Below are 16,481 nucleotides of genomic sequence, written 5' to 3' on the forward strand. Positions count from 1 at the left end.
CCAGGCCCGCGCGCAGCACCTCGGCGAACTCCTCGTCGCTGTAGCGGATCGCCTCGGCGGCCAGCTCCTGCTTGCCGCCGGGAAAGAAGTGGTAGACGGACCCGAGGGTGGCCTCGGCGGCCGCGGCGATCTGCTTGATCGGAGTGCCCTCGTAGCCCTGCCGCTGCAGCAGCCGGGCGGTCACCCGCACGATGCGGTCCCGAGTGGAGGGAGAACTCCGTGAACAAGGGTCATGGCCGGTCCGCGACGGTAGGCCCGCACGTCCACCGCGTGCCCTGTCGGACCGCCGTGCTTGTCTGTACAACATGTACGCACCGACGACTCCGCTGCCCGAACTGATCCGCCGCTGGCAGGCGGGCTGGGGAACGGCACGCGGATTGGCCGCCGCCGTGGAAGCGCGCGGCGGCCTGCACGTCGTGCACGGCGAGCCGGATCGGCACACCGAGAGCATCGCCCTGCACGCCGAGGAGGACCTCGATTCCGTCCGATCCCTGGCCGAAGCGACCGCAGCAGCGTCGGTGCCGACCTGGTGCACCGTGCCGACCCGGCATCCCGAGGTGGTCGCCACGATCCTCACCGAGGCCGGACTCGTCCTCGGCACGGGCATCGAGACCCTGATGACCGCCGAGTTGGAGTCGACCGCACCGCTGCCCGCACCGGATCCGTACCGCGCGACCTTCGCGGTCCGGCCCACCGATGGCGTGCCGGTGATCGAGGCGACCGTGCGCCACCCGTCCAGGACGATCGCCGCCCGAGGCTTGATGGCGGTGCACGGCAGCGACGCCGTGGCCCATTCCATCGAGACCAGGCCCGCGCACCGGCGGCGGGGCCTGGCCTCGGTGGTGATGAGCACGCTGATCGCCGAGGCGGTACGGCTGGGCGCCACCACCGGCTTACTCGTCGCCAGCTCCGATGGTGAACGGCTCTACTCGGCCCTGGGCTGGTCGGCGGTGGCGACGGTGCTGGTCGCGAGCACACCGCCGAAGCACCGACGCGCGGGGGCGCCGGGCGCGGCGCGGCCCTGAGGCGTTCAGTCGGGCGGGGTCAGCGCGAGTTCGATGCCGAGGTCGCGGATCCCGTCCGCCGCCGCCTCGGCGAGCCCATCATCGGTGACGATCGCGTCGAACTCCCGCAGGCGCGCGATGCGGTACATGCCGTAGGTGCCGTACTTCGGGCTGCCGGCCACCAACAGCGAGCCCGATGCCGCCGCCATCGCCGCCTGCTTGACCTCGACCTTCGCCGAGGACGGCGTGGTGACGCCACGTTGTAGATCCCAGGAACTGGTGGAGATCAACGCCAGGTCCAGTGAGAGCTGTTCGAGGGTCCTGGCCGCCAACCGCCCCACGCTGGAGCGGTTGGCGTGCTCGATCCGGCCGCCCACGTGGATCAGCTCGACCTCGGTGTTGCCGACCAGGGCGTCGACGATCGAGAAGTCGTTGGTCACCACCGTCATGCCCACGTGTTCCAGGATGTACGGCACCATCGCCAGCATCGTGGTGCCCGCATCCAGATACACCGTCGTGTCGTCGCGAAGGAAACGCGCCGCCTCCCGCGCCATCGCCAGCTTCTGCGGCCGCTCGGTGACCGACTTGTCGATGAAGCTGGGTTCCTGCCGGACCTGGCTGGCGATCCGCACCCCGCCGGGGACCGAGAACGCCCGGCCCTCGCGTTCGAGCGCCGCGATATCGCGTCGCACGGTCATGTGGGAGACGCCGAGGATCTCGGTCAACTGGTGGACGCTGAGTACCAGCTGACCTCGCAGGTGCTTCAACAGCAGCTCACGTCGCTGATCCGGGATCAGCGGAGTCTCCTCGACCATGATCGCGACCTCCCTCGCGCGCTTGACGGTACAGGGCGACTCAGACGACACCGACCGCCAACAACACGTTCAGCACGATGAAGCCGGTGATCCCGGACAGCAGCGAGGCGATGCCGATGGATCGGATGCCCTGCCCCACCGTCATGTTCGACAACGTGGTCGTCACCCAGAAGCCCGAGGAGTTCGCGTGCTTCATGATCTGGGCCCCGGTGGCGCAGGCCAGGTAGATCGACAACGGCGACAGGCCCAGCGTCTCGATCAACGGCTGCATGATCGCCGCGGCGGTCATGACGCCCAGGATATTGGAGCCGGTGATCGTGCAGACCGCCGCAGCGACCAGGAACGGCACGAAGATCGGCGAGATCCCGACCGTCTCGATGCCACCGGCGATGCTCTCGGCGACCCCGGTCTCCCGGATGATCTGTGCCAACGCACCGCCGACACCGGTCACCGCGATCGGCATCGCGGCCAGCTTCAAGCCCTGCTCGAACGCATCCGACAGGATCTCCTTGCTGTGCCAACGGCGCCCGAACAGCGGCAGGGCCGAGATACAACCCAGGAAGAGCGCCACCACCGGTTCACCGACGAAGCCGAGGATCTGCCCCGCCGTGGACTCCGCGCCCAGCACCGGCACCAGGAAGGACGCCAGGATGATGATCGAGATGGGGAACAGGACCGGGATCAACGACAGGGTCAGGCTGGTCTTGGGCTTGGTGTCCACGCTCGTCCCGGTGCCCCCGGAACCCGTCGCATCGGTGCCCAGGTCGGCGATGTACTCCGGCTTGGGGTCGACGTGCGTCTTGGTCCGCAGCAGGTAGAGCGTCGCGACGATGATGCCGGGGAAACCGACGACGAAGCCCCAGAGCAGTGCCTCTCCGATCTCGACGCCGAGCAGCGAGGTCGCCGCCAACGGGCCGGGTCCGGGGGGCATCGTGGAGGTGAAGACGTAGGCGCCGATGTAGAGGATTGGGCCGAGCTTCATCATCGAGATGCCGGTCTTGTGCGCCATCACCGAGACGATCGGGATGAGCATCAACACCACGGTATCGGCGATCAAGGGGATTCCGATGACCATCGACGCCAGGGCGATGCCCCACGGCAGCTTCTTGCCCGGAAGCAGGCGTTCGGTCTCCTCGGTGATGCGCAGGGCCGCGCCGCCGAGTTCGAGCATCTTGCCCAGCACGCAGCCGAAGATCACGAGCAGTCCGACACTGGCCAGCGTCGAACCGAAGCCTTCCGTGACCAGCTCGATCGTGCCGAGACCGCCCATGCCCAGGGCCAGGCCCAACGCGGTGACGATGATGAACAGCGTCGGGACCGGATGAACCTTAAATTTGGCGATCAGCAGCACGAGAACCACGATCGCGATGCCGAACGCGGCGAGCGTGTAGAGATCCGACATGGGTCACCTAACTTGAGAGCAAGGAATTCGGAGCAGGCGGGTAGGGGTCACGGACGGCTGACGGCGAGCCCGTCCCGCCAGGCCCCGAGCAGGTCCTCGTCGTGCCCCGTGAGGTCGTCGAGGGTGATGAGTTCGCCCGCGACGACGTCGCGCGCGAGGGTCGCGCCCGCCGCGAGGTAGAGGGGGGCGGTGTCGTCCGGCGCCTGCGCCGCGGGTAGCAGCACCGCCTGGACTCCGTCGACGTCGTGGTGGTGGCCGCCCATGGTCAGCACGGTGCCGGCTGCGAGGTCGCGGTCGGCCCGGCCGGCGAGCACGGCGTATTGCCGGGGCGCGCCGCCGCCGGAGGCACGGCCGTGCAGCACGGCGGAGAGCAGCGTGATCGGCGTCTCGACGCCCATCAGGTGATAGGGCAGGTAGATGCAGGCGTACCGGCCGTCGCGGCTGAGAACGTGGCCCTTCTGCGCCAAGGTGGCCCAGGTGACGGGGTCGTGGGTGCGTACGACGGCGAAGACGCCGCCCGCGAAGCTCGCCTCCTCCGGCAGCCGTAGCGCACTGAAGACATCGACGACTCCGGTGCCGTTCAGGATGCCGCCGTCGGCGCGCAGTGCGTACACGTCGGCCAGTTCGGCCGTGCGGACGACGGGGTAGTGCAGGCTCTCCACGTCCGGCACGCAGCCGGTGCTGTTGGCGACCACCGACATCTCGCAGTGGTCGGCGGTGGCGCTGCGTCGGAGTGCGGCGACCGCCTCCGCGCGGGCGGCCAGGGTGGCGCCGACATCGGTACCCAGGGTCAGCAGCTCGGCCATCCCCGGGGCGTCGATCGTCTCGTCGAGTTGGGTCAGCCGTCCGGTCTCGGGGTCGAACACCAGGTCGTATTCGCCGGATTTGCCGATCGCCACGATCTCCAGCCCCAGTAGCCGGGCCCAGCTGTGCAGGCCGATGAGGTTGGCAGGCTGGTCGCCGTCGGCGGTGGTGTAGACGAGTCCGTTTCGTTCGGCGAGTTGCGCGAGCGCCACGCCCGCCACCGAATCGACCTCCTTGCTGACCATGGCGACGTGCTTGCCGCCGGTCAGCGCATCGCGCGCCGCGGTGTGTCCGACGGCGGGATTGCCGGTGGCCTCGACGAGGATGTCGTAGGGCGCGGCGGTCAGCAGCGCGATGTCGGCGACCAGTGCCACCGCGCCGCGCTCGACGGCTGCTGCGGCCTCGGCAGGCGTGGTCGCGACGACGAGCTCGGACTCGGCGAATCCGAGTTCGCGGCACAGCTCGTGCAGGCCGGGAACATCGAGGTCGCAGAGCACGGCGGGCGCGAGTCCGGGCATCACCCTGGACTGTGCGAGCAGTGTGCGGGCGAAACCGCCCTTGGCCCCGGTGAGGGCGAACGTCACGGTCTTGTCGCCCGCAGCCGCGAACAGCAGCTCATGGTTCATCGGTTCTCCCGTGCTCGCTCGGTCGTCGTGACCCGAGTGCCCAGACTTGCTGCCACGACGCAACAACGCACGCAAACTAGCCCCGGATTCACATTGAAGTCAACATATGTATCATTTCTTCACAGCCGGTGGTCATTCGATGGGCTCTCGACACCGAATGAGCAGGCTGGCGGGTTCTCCGTCGGGACGAGAGATCGTCATTGCCCACGGTCACCGGTATCCGCGCCGCCGGGCGACCGCTGATCCCGCCCGCCGTACCGGCGCCCGATCCGACTCCCCGACCAAGGAGGTCGCATGCCCCTGTTGGGCGCCATTGCCGACGACTTCACCGGTGCGACCGACCTGGCCACCAATCTCGTCGCCCGAGGCATGCGCACGGTGGTGACGCTGGGCGTCCCCTCTCCCGCGGACCTGCCCGAGGCCGCCGATCTCGACGCCGTCGTCATCGCGGTGAAGATCCGCACCACCGAGGTCGAAGAGGCGGTGACCACCGCCCGAGCCGCCCTGCGCACCCTGCGCGACCTGGGGTGCGAGCGGATCTACGACAAGTACTGCTCGACCTTCGACTCCACGCCGCAGGGCAACATCGGTCCCATCATCGACGCCCTGCTGGCCGACCTCGACGCACCGGGCACCGTGGTCGTGCCCGCGTTCCCCGACACCGGGCGAACCGTCTACCAGGGTCGACTGTTCGTCGGAACCGAGCTGCTCGAGGACAGCTCGATGCGCCATCACCCGTTGACGCCGATGACCGACTCCCGCGTCCGGCGACTGCTGGAGCCGCAGACCCGCCATGCCGTCGGAGAACTGGCGCACCCCATCGTGCGACGTGGCGCCGAGGCGGTGCGCGAGGCACTGGAATCGGAGTTCGCCGCCGGTCGGCCGCTGGTGGTCCTCGACGCGGTCGACGAGGACGACCTGCGCACCATCGCCGAGGCGACCCGCGATCTCCCGTTGATCACCGGCGGCTCCGGGCTGGCATTGGGACTCCCCCAGCCGGCCTCCTCCGCGCTGGCCGCGCGTCAAGCCGAGTCGATCCCCGTGGTCGACGGACATCGTGCCGTCCTCGCGGGCAGTGCCTCCGCCGCGAGCCGGGCCCAGGTCGCGGCGGGCAGGGAACTACTGCCCTGGCGCAAACTCGATCTGGCCGCCCTGCGCGCCGACACGACCGCCGAGGTCGACTCCATCGTCGAGTGGGCCCGAGCCCGCTGGGCCGAGGACCCACAACGCCCGGTGCTGGTCTATGCGGTCGACTCCCTCGCCGACATCGAACCGCCCCGGCCCGACGGCGGCGAACCGGCCTCGGCCCTGATCGAACGCGCCCTCGGGCAGTGCGCGGCCGCCTTCTTCGAGCACGGAATGCGCCAGCTGGTCGTCGCGGGCGGCGAGACCTCGGGCACGGTGCTCACCGCGTTGGACGTCACCCGACTGCGGATCGGCGCACCGCTGTCCCCCGGCGTCTCCTGGGCCGCAGGCACCACCGGCGACGGCGACGTCGTCAATCTCGCGCTGAAGTCCGGAAACTTCGGCGATGAGGACATCTTCACTTCGAGCTGGGAGCGACTCGCGTGACCGATCTCCGTCAGACCCTCGTCGAGGCAGGCCGACGCCTCGATGCACTCGGCCTGAGCCCCGGCACCTCCGGCAATCTCAGCGTCCGCGACGGCGACCGGATCCTGATGACTCCGACCGGGGTGTCCCTCGGCGAGTTGTCCGCCGATTCGCTGTCGGTACTCGACCTAGGCCGACCAGCCCCCCGGGCACACCTCGACGGGCCGAAGGCGTCCAAGGAGTTCCCGCTGCACCAGGCGTTGTATCGCCGCGACCCCGAGGTCGACGCGGTGGTGCACCTGCACTCGACCCACGCCGCCGCCTACTCCTGTCTGCCCGCGTGGTCGGAGCACAGCGCGATGCCGCCGGTCACGCCCTACTTCGTGATGAACGTGGGGCAGTTGCCCTTGATCCCGTACGCCGCTCCCGGCGATCAGGATCAGGCGATGGGCATCGAGGAACTGGACTTCCCGTTCCGCGCCGTGTTGTTGCAGAACCACGGCCCCGTGGTCGGCGGTCCCACGATGGATCGGGCGGTGGCCCTGGCGATCGAGATCGAGGAGACGGCAAGACTGCTGCTCGCCTTGGGCTCGCGGACCCCTCGCATGCTGGACGAGTCCGAGATCCGAGAGCTGACCGAGCGCTATCGCAGTCCGTGGACCACCGCCGCCGCAGGCTGAGGACGGACTGGCCGAAGCTCGGGCCCTGCACCGGCCCCGGGCTTCGGCCCGCAGGCCGACGCGGCGGTCGCACTCGTCACCCGGTCGGTTGGCCGGGCGCGGCCGACTTCGCGCCCGCATGCACCGCCATTCCCAGCACCAACGCGATCAGCGTCAACCCACCGAGCACCGCGCCGACCCCGGGGTAGCCGGCCAGGGACAGGCCCGCACCGCCGAGGGCCGCACCGATGAAGACGCCGAGGCTCATCCCGGCGGCGTTCACGGTGAGCGCGGCCCCGCGTTGGTTCTCCGGGCATCTGCGGACGAGCAGGCTGACCACGCAGGCGGCGATCACCGCGTGGGCCACGCCCAGCGCAGCGGTGCAGATCAACGCCGCAGGCAGCGAGCGGCTCAGATAGAAGCCCGCCATCGACAGCGTCGCGACCAGCAGTCCGAGCAGCAGCACTCGCTCGGTGAGCAGTGCCCGATCGATCCGGTTGGCGAAGCGACCGGTCAGCAGGTTGCCGACGAAGAAGGTCGCACCGCTGAGAGTCCACACGAAGGCGAACGGTCCCGGCGCCAGGTCGAATCGCTCGTCGTAGAACGGCGCCAGATAGGCCAGATATCCCATGAAGGCCGCGGTACGCAGTGCGGCGATCAGCAGCAACGGCACCGCGGTCCGAACGGCGGCCAACGCCCGGAACGACGCGAAATAACCGAGGCGCGGCGCGGCCGAGGCAGCAGTGGCGTGGCGCAGCCGGTTCGATCTCAACACCAGCAACGCCGCCAGCACGACCGCGATGACCGCGACGGCCAGCAGATTGCCCTGCCAGCCCCAGATCAACCCCGGCGCCACCACCAGCGGCGCCGCGAGCATGGCGGTCAACGACTGCGTCGCCGTCACCAGGGTGGCGGCGCGCCCGGCTGCGGCCGGGGAGTCGAAGCGGTCGGCGGCCGCCGTGGCCAGTGCGGGGCTCACCACCGAGGTGGCGGCGCCGATGAGGAAACAGAATGCGACCAGCGCCGCATAGTGACCGATCGCGCCCAGCGCGGCGGCGGCTCCCAACAGCACCAGGCCGCCCGCTGCGGCGAGATCCCTGGGCATCCGGTCGATCAGCGGCGCCAACACGGCCCCGACGACCAGCGAGGCCAGCCCGCCGAGACCTCGGAGTCCGCCCATCTCCGCCACACTGGTGTCGGCGTAGGCCGCGATGGCCACCAGGAAGGTGCTGAACACCGTGAAGGGCAGCAGGCTGACGGCCGAGGCCACCAGCAGTGGCCACAGCACTCGGGCCATCCGCAGATCGCTCGGCACCCCTGCGGGTCGGGCGGACTCCTCCGGGGAGGGCTTCGGAGCCGTCGCAGCAGGTGAGTCCGCTGCCGCACCCGATGTCGAGGTCGGCCGATCGTTCAGCGCGTCGACCGCAGGTTGCTCGGCCTGCTCGATGGGCCCGTCCGCCCGCAGCGGTCGCGCCTGCACCTCGGCGGCCTCGGGCGGCGGAGTCCGCTGGGAGGTAGCGCGCGTTGCACCGATGCTCACGACCATTCTCGTTTCCATTCGCTTCCGAGCCCGAGACAGCCGCCTGGCGACGCCCCGACTATTCACGTGAGCACAACGGTGTCATAAGTGTTTATCCGCTGTCATATGCAGAACCCGCGATATCGCGGGTACCGGTGGTCGCCGGAGGCAGGCGGGCAGCGATGCCGGCCGCGTCGCAGGTCAACCCGGACTGTCTCGGGCAAGCCGGGCGCTGCTCGGCCCGCCGCGCCCATCCGGTTGTACCCACGAATTCGAGGGTTTCCATCGACGAGTGCGCCAGCCATTCCGGAATTCCGCGATATGAAGAGACATCGCCAGCAGTGCACAATGCGGTGATCCGACGCGTTGAATCCCACTCGGCGGCGCTGGCCCCGCCGAATAACCCCGCCCTGATCGTGCGACCATCCCGCACTGGCGAGCCGTCCCGATCAGGCCCGGTCGGGCATCGCGATCGACTGATGGATTCGGGTGTTCGGCGATTTCACACTGCTACGAGGGCCCACCGATCGGGGTCCCCTCGTCGGGTCATACACCGCCTAAGGCATTGACATCCGCCGCTCGTTATCAGACTGTTGCTATCAGTGACGGGTCGACTCGGTCGATTCTCCGGACCACGCATACCGGTGATGACTGAAGCGTACTGCTCGTGGTCACGCACCGGTCGTCGAGTTCTTCCGGAGAACCATTCCGTGCTCGTCACAATAACCCCACTAGGAATTCGAGGTGCTGACATGGCCGATCACGGAATCGACATCTCGCATTGGAACGCGGTCGACGATTGGCAGGCCGTGCACGGCGACGACATCGTCTTCTGTTCGCATAAGGTCACCGAGGGCGTCGATCACGTCGACGCCCAGGCCGCGCAGAAGATCCCGGCCGCGCGCGACGCCGGGATCGCGGTGGGCGGCTACCATTTCGCCCGCCCAGGCGACGTCGCCGCGCAGGTCGATCACTTCACCCGGCTGCTGACCGAGAACGACTTACTGACCGACGGATCCTTCGTACCGATGCTCGATGTCGAGGCCGCCGAACTCCGGGACGGCGCCGACGCGTTCGTCGGTGACTTCGTCAACCGGTTCCGCAAGGCCGCAGGGGTCGGCCGCATCGCCGTCTACAGCAACCTCGACTGGTATCAGCACGTGCTCAAGCCCGACGGCTGGGCCGACGACGAGGTGTTCTGCTGGGTGGCCCGATTCAACGGCGATCCCGGCAATCCCGGCTGGTCCCACTCCCGGCTGGCGCTGCATCAGCACACCGACCGGGGCAGTGTGGCGGGTATCCCCGGTGGTGTGGACCGCAATGTCACCCTCGATGGCTTCGGAGTCGGCGATCTGACCCTCGGCTGACGCCGTGCCTGGCACGCTATCCGCCCGCGAGTTCCTGTTCGGCGCGTTCTAGGAACTGGTCCACCGCGTCGTCGATGGACAGTTGTCCGAAGCCGACCACCGAGTTGAGGCGTTGCCACTCGCGTTTGAGTGCGCTGTTGCCCGGTGGTGGGGCGGACGGGGGTTCTTCGAGTTGGTCGGCCAGGGCCTCCTCGTATTCGTAGACGAGTTGGTCGGGGCCTTGGAGTTCGGCGCCGACGGCCTCGCGGACCTCGGTGTTGACGGGCATGCCTCGGGAGGTGCCCAGGATCTGTCCGGCCTCGACGTCGTTGAGCAGGAAGTCGACCAGGGCGGCCGATTCCTCCGGGTGCTCGCTGTTGGCTGCGATGCTGATCAGCATGCCGGGCTTGGCGAACTGCCCGACCCGGTCACTGCCCTCGATCCGAGGCATCGGCGCCAGATTGATGCCGTCGGGCAACACCGAGAAGAAGCTGACCGCGGTGCTGTCCCAGGTGAAGTCGGCGAAGGCCGTGCCCTGGGCCAGTGGGGAGTTCTCCACCGCGCCATCGATCTCGGAGGTGATGTTGGCCGGGGTCGATGCCTCGGTGCTGCGGAATTCGTCGAGGAGTTCGAGGTAGGCGGTCAGGTCGTCGCGGTCGAAGCCGAGTTGGTTGTCCTCGGTGTAGAGGTCCTTGTCCTGCTGACGCAACCGCACCTGGAACGTCTCCCAGGACCACCCGAAGTCCGTGGTCCCGAACGTCTCACCACCCGAGGCCTCGGTCAGCTCCTGACTGCGCTGCAACAACTCGTCCCAGGTCCAGCCCTCGGCCGGTAACTCCACCCCGGTCTCGGCCCACGCCTGCTCGTTGTACGCCCACGCATGGGTGTTCTGCGCCATCGGCAACGCGAACATGCTGCCCTCGATCTCACCCGAGGACGCCAGCAACGGGGTGATATCCGCGGTCCGCAACACGTCCTCATCGAACTCGTGCAAATCCGCCAACACCCCCCGATCCCCGTACTCCCGCAGATACGCATAATCCATCTGGATCACATCAGGAGCGTTACCCCCGGCCACCTCCGTGGCCAACCGCTCGAAATACCCCGAGAACGCCGCATACGACGTGTTCACCGTGATATTCGGATGCCGCTGCTCGAACAACGCAACAGCCTCCTCGGTGATCTCCGCACGATCATCACTACCCCACCAGGTGTACCGCAGCTCGACCCGATCCTCGGGCCCCGCGCCCGCTCCCCCGCACGCCGCGGTCACGGCGGCCGCGAGAGCCAGCGCCGCCGCAGCGGTCACCCGGCGCACCGGCGAGCGTCGTTGCACACCCATGGCGGAACTCCCGTCCTCTGCTCGCCCGGCGCGACGGCCGGCTTCCTGGCCTGCGAAATCCGGTCACAACGCCGGAGCGAGACCCTCGAACCGCACCGTCCAACCGCCGTCCGTGGGAAAGCCGGGGGCAACGTCGTCCGGGCCGTCGGTCCAGCCCGCGCACAGCATCGCGACGGCGTACAGCAGTCCGCCCGCGCCGGGGAAGTACGGCGAGGGCACCCCTGATTTACCGCTCGCGGGCAGGCCGGATTCGGTGAACCCGAACCGCTCGTGCAGCAGGTAGTCCACCGCGCGTGCGGGATCGCCCAGCCGCGCGGCGTTCATCGCCAGCAGCGGGAAGTCCCAGCTGTAGAGGTCGTCGACGGGCCAGGTTCGGTACACCTGCGCAGCGGTGGCGCGCATGGTCTCGACATCGACGCCGTCCCCGGGGAGCATCCCGTACGGCGCGATGGGATCGGGATGGTTCGTGTTGTGCTCCGTCCACATGTTCTCGACGCCTTCGTAGAGCACGTACACGCCGTCCTGCACGGGCAGCGGTGCCAGGTGGGTCAGCACCTCGTCCCAGTGCGGATCCCGTTCGAGGCCGAGGCGTTCCCGCCACTGTTGCGCGACACGTAGCCCGAACCGCCAGTAGGACAGTTCGAAGGCCGGGTTCGACGTGGTCGCCGAGTCGTTGCGCTCGTTGGCCGTCATCACCGGCGGTCCCAGCACGTAGCGGCCGTCGGGCGCGCGGTGCGCGAAGGACGCCATGAAGTCCGCGGTGGCGAAGAGGACCTCCTGCCACCGCACCAGCGTCTCCCGTTCGGGGTGCGCGCGGTAATCCAGTTCCGCCAGGAACAAGGCGTGCGGCTGCTGCCACAACAGCAGCGCGGTCGGGATATTGGGCGACTCCCGGCCCTGCGCGGTGGTCATCTTCGGCCATCGGGCCCCGGTGAATCCCTGTTCGGCGGCACGATCTCGGGCAGAGGGGAGCAGCCGCCGATAGATATCGGTGCTGCGATCCAGCAACGACCAGCGGTTCCACAACGCGTAGTGCGCGGCGTGCCACCAGTACATCTCCAGATGGAACTTCCCGTACCACCCGTTGTTGACCAGACCGGACTCCTGGGGCGGTTCGTTGCCTGCCTCGTTGACCGCGAGGTGGTACTGGCTGAGCACGATCCGGCGCTCGAGCTCCCGCCAGCGCGGATCGGCCGAGCCGGAGAGGTCGACCGCGCCACCGGATCTCCAGAATCGGGGCCACCAGTGCGCGCTGGCGCGTTCCACCGAGTCGACCGAGGGCGCCGTCGCCGCAGGGTGGTCACCGGGGGCGAACAGGAAGCTCGCGGCCACCGTGTCCGCCCGGCCGCCCACCAGGTGGTATCGGTGTGCGCGCTCGGTGTCCCGCTCGATCCGGCTCGGGCCCCGCCACGCCAGACCCACCTGGTAGGTCGTGTCATCCAGGCGGTGGGTGAGCGTCGCGCGACGACCGCCCCGGCGTGTCACTTCGCTGGCATGGTCGGCCTGCCGGTCCCAGAACCCGACATAGGGCGCGGAGAACTTGTCCTGTCCCGCCGCCGTGGCATAGGGCAGGTCGATGTACAGGGCCAGCCGCCCCTGCTGCACCAGCGGGGAGGTCACTCGCACGGCGACGGTGTCGGTCTCGGGATCGCAGGTGGTCTCGACCTCGACGGCATGACCGTCGAACACGAAGCGGCTGTGCAGCCTGCCGGTCCACAGCTCGAGGTGCTGTCGGGTCTCGGTCAAATCCGATTCCACGGCCTGGGTCCCATCGGACCTGGTCAAGGTGAGGCCGATCCGACCGAGGTTGATCCGATGCGGGTTCTCCCGAAGCCAGTGGTGCATCTCCGGCTGGTCGGCATCGCCGGTCCAGTAGTAGACCGGCCGACCGTAGGTGTCCCAGATGGTGCCCCGGTAGTCCTCGATCTGTTTGCCCGGCGGTAATGCGTCGGAGTGCCAGCCCCAGTCGGACATGGTGGCGAAGGGGGCGAAGGTCTGGAGTCCGGTGATGTCGGCCCCGAAGGCGAAGCGCCCATTGCCGACCTGGAGCGGGAGTTCGAGATCGTTCGTCGTCCGGTGGACGTCGTGTCGGGAGACCAGGGCGTGCCGGTCGATGCGATCCTCGAAAGCGGAGTCGTCGCCGCCCGCAGACGATGTCGTGTCCGCCTCTCCGTCCCGTTGTGCCTCCTCGGCGGCCAGCACCCGGGCAGCCAGTGGTGCCGCGAGCGTTCCGCCCATGCCGTGCAGAATCGACCTTCGGTTGATCATCGGTGATCTCCCTCGGTGAAACATCGCCGGTCCACAAAAGACCTGCACAGCGAGTGCGGGCCGTGATTCGGACAGTAGGAACTCGGCGACGCGACGACCACCACCCTGGCCAGATGCGGACGAGAGTGGCGTGGAACACATCTTTCGCCCGCTGCGGCGGCAGGCGGGTTCCCCTCGGCGAGCGCAGCGCGCGGCCGCCGAGGCTCAGTGGTGGTCGATCCCGAGGCCGCCGCTGGTCACGGGCGTCCCGGCGCGGCCGGTGGGCACGACGCCGGGACGCGTGTGAGCGCGATCTAGGAGGTGTGCGGAGCCGGGTCGACGGCGGCCTCGGTCCACACCCGTGCCAGGATCTCCGTCACCGTCTCCTGTGCGGTCTGCCCCGAGGTGTCCAGCCACAGGCCGATCCTCGGGGTCTCGGCACGGAAGAGCCGGTCGAGGTCGGCCGGTCCCCAGTGCTGTCCATAGGCGGTCTTGCCTCGGCCCGCCTCCCGGGTCTCGATCGAGTCGATGCTCGGCGCGAGCACGACGACGAACAACGGCCGCGCACGGATCTGGGCGAGGGTGCGGGGAAGTTCGTCCCCGATGACGATGTCCTGCACCACGGCGGTGAACCCGGCCTGCACGTACTCGTCGGCCACCGAGGCCGTCAGGCGATGCCGCAGCCGCAGTTGCGCCACGGCCTCCGGGTCGGGGTCCGCGCTCATCTCCTGGCGGCCCGTGACGACCATCTTCCGGAACAGGTCTCCTCGCACGTGGACGGCGCGCGGGAGCCGCTCGGCCAACAGCTGGGCCACGGTCGACTTACCCGCCGCCTGGATTCCGGTGATCAGGATGACGGCCGGCGTGCCCTGCTCCAGGGAGTTCGGCGTGGTGGCGCCTGCGTCGGCACGTTCGGTCGTCATAGTCGTTGCTCGCTCTCGATGCGGTGGTGCACGGGTGTGGATCGGTCGGATCGGCGGCAGGAGGAACGTGCGATGCGGTCGTCCCGCGCGGCCGAAGTGGACGATGGTAGCCATCCGCGCCCCGGCTACGCTGCTCTTTTTGTCCGCCTCGTGGTAGCCGAGGATCGCCTCGACTACCACAGGTGCCTGCCGGTTCGTCGTCGAGAGTCGCCTCAGCCGCTGACGGGTTCCTCGATTACACGCAGTGCGGGCTCAACCTCCTCGGACTCGTCGAACTGGGTCCGGTACAGCTGCTCGTAGCGTCCGTTCGCGGCGAGCAGTTCGGTGTGCGTACCGCGTTCCACCACCCGGCCGTCCTCGATGACCAGGATGAGATCGGCGGCGCGGACCGTGGAGAGCCGGTGCGCGATGACCACCGAGGTCCGGCCCGTCAACGCCTCCCCCAGTGCGGCCTGCACGGCTGCCTCGGAGGTGGAGTCCAGGTGGGCGGTCGCCTCGTCGAGGATCACCACTCTCGGCCGCGCCAACAGCAGCCGAGCGATGGTCAGTCGCTGCCGTTCGCCACCGGAGAGCCGGTAGCCGCGTTCGCCGACGATGGTGTCGAGGCCGTCGGGCAGGCCGGCGATGAGGTCGTCCAGCCGGGCACGCCGCAGTACCTCCCACAACTCCGACTCCTCGGCCTGCGGGCGGGCTAGGAGCAGGTTCGCGCGGATCGACTCGTGGAAGAGATGGCCGTCCTGGGTCACCAACCCCAGGGTCTGTTGGATCGAGTCGGCGGTGAGGTCTCGGACGTCGACGTCGCCGAGCCGGACGGCTCCCTCGTCGACGTCGTACAGCCGGGGCAGCAGCGAGGCGATGGTGGACTTGCCTGCACCGGAGGATCCGACCAGGGCCACCAGTTGTCCGGGCTCGACCCGGAACGAGACGTCGTGCAACACCTGTACCCCGCCTCGGGAGTCGAGGGTGGCCACCTCCTCCAGCGAGGCCAACGACACCTTGTCCGCCGAGGGGTAGCCGAAGCTCACCCGGTCGAACTCCACGGAGACCCCGCCGGTGGGCACGGTGCGGGCCTCGGGCTTCTCCTCGATCAACGGCTTGAGGTCGAGGATCTCGAAGACGCGCTCGAAGCTGACCAGCGCGCTCATCACCTCGACCCGGGCGCCCGCCAACGCGGTCAGCGGCGCGTAGAGCCGGGTCAGCAGCATTGCGAGGGTCACGACGGCACCCGCGTCGAGCCCGCCGCGCAGGGCGAAGTAGCCGCCGAGCCCGTAGACCAGGGCCAGGGCGAGCGCCGAGACGAGGGTGAGCGCGGTGACGAACACCGATTGCAGCATCGCGCGGCGCACTCCGATGTCGCGCACCCGCGCGGCCCGCTCGGCGAACTCCCGCGATTCGTCCGCGGGCTTGCCGAAGAGCTTGACCAGGGTCGCGCCCGGTGCGGAGAACCGTTCCGTCATCTGGGTGCTCATGGTCGAGTTGTGAGCGGCGGCCTCCCGTTGCAGCCGCGCGAGCCGGGCGCCCATCCGACGGGCGGGCACCACGAACACGGGGAGCAGGACCAGGGAGAGCAGGGTGATCTGCCAGGAGATACCGATCATCAACACCAAGGTCAGCACCAGGGTGACGAGGTTGCCCACGACTCCGGAGAGGGTGTCGCTGAAGGCGCGCTGCGCACCGATGACGTCGTTGTTCAATCGGCTGACCAGTGCGCCCGTCCGGGTGCGGGTGAAGAAGGCGATCGGCATCCGCTGGACGTGGTCGAAGACGCTGGTCCGCAGATCGAGGATCAATCCCTCGCCGATGCCTGCGGACAGCCAGCGCACCGCCAGCCGGAGTCCGGCCTCGGCGATGGCGATGCCCGCGATCAACACCGCCAGTCCGACGACCACGTCCACGGGCTCGGCGGCGATGATCGCATCGACCACCCGGCCCGCGAGCACGGGTGTCGCCACGGTGAGTACCGCGGTCACGATGCTGAGCAGTAAGAACTGCACGAGTCTGGGTCGGTGTCTAGCCGCGAACCGGCCGATCCGTCGCAGGGTCGCGGCGGAGAACGGCCTGCGGTCCCGGTTGGCGCTGGTGACGTTGTAGAGCGAGTGCCACGCGGTGGACTCGATACTCATGGGGTTTCTCTCCTGGTCGGTTCGGGACGAGTCGGTCGACCGTGTGGTGCGACCGAGACGGCTCCTCGGTGGTCGCTTCGAAAGCTGTGGTGGGTTCTCCAGAATCACCCATGCCGCCGA

The 16,481-nt window shown here is 68.8% G+C and carries 13 protein-coding genes and 1 pseudogene; 5 read left to right on the top strand and 9 right to left on the bottom strand.

From position 1 onward, the window contains the following. Positions 1-64: 64 nt before the first annotated feature. Positions 65-307 (bottom strand): annotated as a pseudogene (locus BKA25_RS28660) (TetR/AcrR family transcriptional regulator); the annotation flags it as partial. On the opposite strand from BKA25_RS28660, the gene BKA25_RS13920 reads away from it, so the two are divergent. Then, positions 306-1,025: a GNAT family N-acetyltransferase gene (locus tag BKA25_RS13920; protein WP_069849262.1), complete on the top strand. Its 720-nt coding sequence runs from the start codon at positions 306-308 to the stop codon at positions 1,023-1,025. The pseudogene BKA25_RS28660 and the gene BKA25_RS13920 overlap by 2 nt on opposite strands. Positions 1,026-1,030: 5 nt before the next feature. Here BKA25_RS13920 and BKA25_RS13925 read toward each other — a convergent pair whose 3' ends face one another. The 3 genes from BKA25_RS13925 to BKA25_RS13935 are packed head-to-tail and all read right to left on the bottom strand — an operon-like array spanning position 1,031 to position 4,651. Next, positions 1,031-1,819: a DeoR/GlpR family DNA-binding transcription regulator gene (locus BKA25_RS13925; protein ID WP_069853646.1), complete on the bottom strand. Its 789-nt coding sequence runs from the start codon at positions 1,817-1,819 to the stop codon at positions 1,031-1,033. 40 nt (positions 1,820-1,859) lie between these two features. Then, entirely contained in the window at positions 1,860-3,221 is a 1,362-nt protein-coding gene (locus BKA25_RS13930) for a GntP family permease (RefSeq protein WP_069849260.1), read from the bottom strand. A gap of 47 nt (positions 3,222-3,268) precedes the next feature. Then, positions 3,269-4,651 (bottom strand): SAF domain-containing protein, encoded by a 1,383-nt coding sequence (locus BKA25_RS13935; RefSeq protein ID WP_069849257.1) that lies wholly within the window; start codon positions 4,649-4,651, stop codon positions 3,269-3,271. 294 nt (positions 4,652-4,945) lie between these two features. Between BKA25_RS13935 and otnK the strand changes: the two genes are divergently transcribed. Together otnK and BKA25_RS13945 are read left to right on the top strand one after the other, a co-directional pair. Then, a complete protein-coding gene (gene otnK / locus BKA25_RS13940; protein ID WP_069849254.1) occupies positions 4,946-6,223 on the top strand; it encodes a 3-oxo-tetronate kinase in 1,278 nt (425 codons plus the stop codon). Continuing rightward, the gene (locus BKA25_RS13945) at positions 6,220-6,882 is read left to right on the top strand and encodes a class II aldolase/adducin family protein (RefSeq protein WP_069849252.1); all 663 of its coding nucleotides are present in this window, start codon (positions 6,220-6,222) and stop codon (positions 6,880-6,882) included. The genes otnK and BKA25_RS13945 overlap by 4 nt, the downstream gene beginning before the upstream one ends. Before the next feature lie 76 nt (positions 6,883-6,958). Here BKA25_RS13945 and BKA25_RS13950 read toward each other — a convergent pair whose 3' ends face one another. Then, a complete protein-coding gene (locus BKA25_RS13950; RefSeq protein WP_236750791.1) occupies positions 6,959-8,401 on the bottom strand; it encodes an MFS transporter in 1,443 nt (480 codons plus the stop codon). Between the two features lie 731 nt (positions 8,402-9,132). Between BKA25_RS13950 and BKA25_RS13955 the strand changes: the two genes are divergently transcribed. Continuing rightward, positions 9,133-9,747, top strand: a complete 615-nt coding sequence (locus BKA25_RS13955) for a glycoside hydrolase family 25 protein (protein WP_069849251.1) — start codon at positions 9,133-9,135, stop codon at positions 9,745-9,747. Between the two features lie 16 nt (positions 9,748-9,763). Here BKA25_RS13955 and BKA25_RS13960 read toward each other — a convergent pair whose 3' ends face one another. Further along, positions 9,764-11,068 carry an ABC transporter substrate-binding protein gene (locus BKA25_RS13960; protein WP_069849248.1) on the bottom strand — a complete coding sequence of 435 codons (1,305 nt, stop codon included), beginning with the start codon at positions 11,066-11,068 and terminating at the stop codon, positions 9,764-9,766. 63 nt (positions 11,069-11,131) lie between these two features. Further along, entirely contained in the window at positions 11,132-13,336 is a 2,205-nt protein-coding gene (locus BKA25_RS13965; RefSeq protein WP_084642975.1) for a hypothetical protein, read from the bottom strand. 130 nt (positions 13,337-13,466) lie between these two features. Between BKA25_RS13965 and BKA25_RS13970 the strand changes: the two genes are divergently transcribed. Continuing rightward, positions 13,467-13,622 (top strand): hypothetical protein, encoded by a 156-nt coding sequence (locus BKA25_RS13970; RefSeq protein ID WP_157421060.1) that lies wholly within the window; start codon positions 13,467-13,469, stop codon positions 13,620-13,622. A 7-nt stretch (positions 13,623-13,629) separates the two neighbouring features. Here the strand turns inward: BKA25_RS13970 and BKA25_RS13975 are convergent, their stop codons facing one another. Together BKA25_RS13975 and BKA25_RS13980 are read right to left on the bottom strand one after the other, a co-directional pair. After that, positions 13,630-14,238 carry an AAA family ATPase gene (locus BKA25_RS13975; RefSeq protein ID WP_069849246.1) on the bottom strand — a complete coding sequence of 203 codons (609 nt, stop codon included), beginning with the start codon at positions 14,236-14,238 and terminating at the stop codon, positions 13,630-13,632. A gap of 212 nt (positions 14,239-14,450) precedes the next feature. Next, on the bottom strand, positions 14,451-16,361 hold the full coding sequence (locus BKA25_RS13980) for an ABC transporter ATP-binding protein (RefSeq protein ID WP_069849244.1): 1,911 nt from the start codon (positions 16,359-16,361) through the stop codon (positions 14,451-14,453). Positions 16,362-16,481 lie beyond the last annotated feature (120 nt).

This window comes from Actinoalloteichus hymeniacidonis (assembly GCF_014203365.1).
In the GTDB taxonomy this organism is placed as follows: Bacteria; Actinomycetota; Actinomycetes; order Mycobacteriales; family Pseudonocardiaceae; genus Actinoalloteichus_A; species Actinoalloteichus_A hymeniacidonis.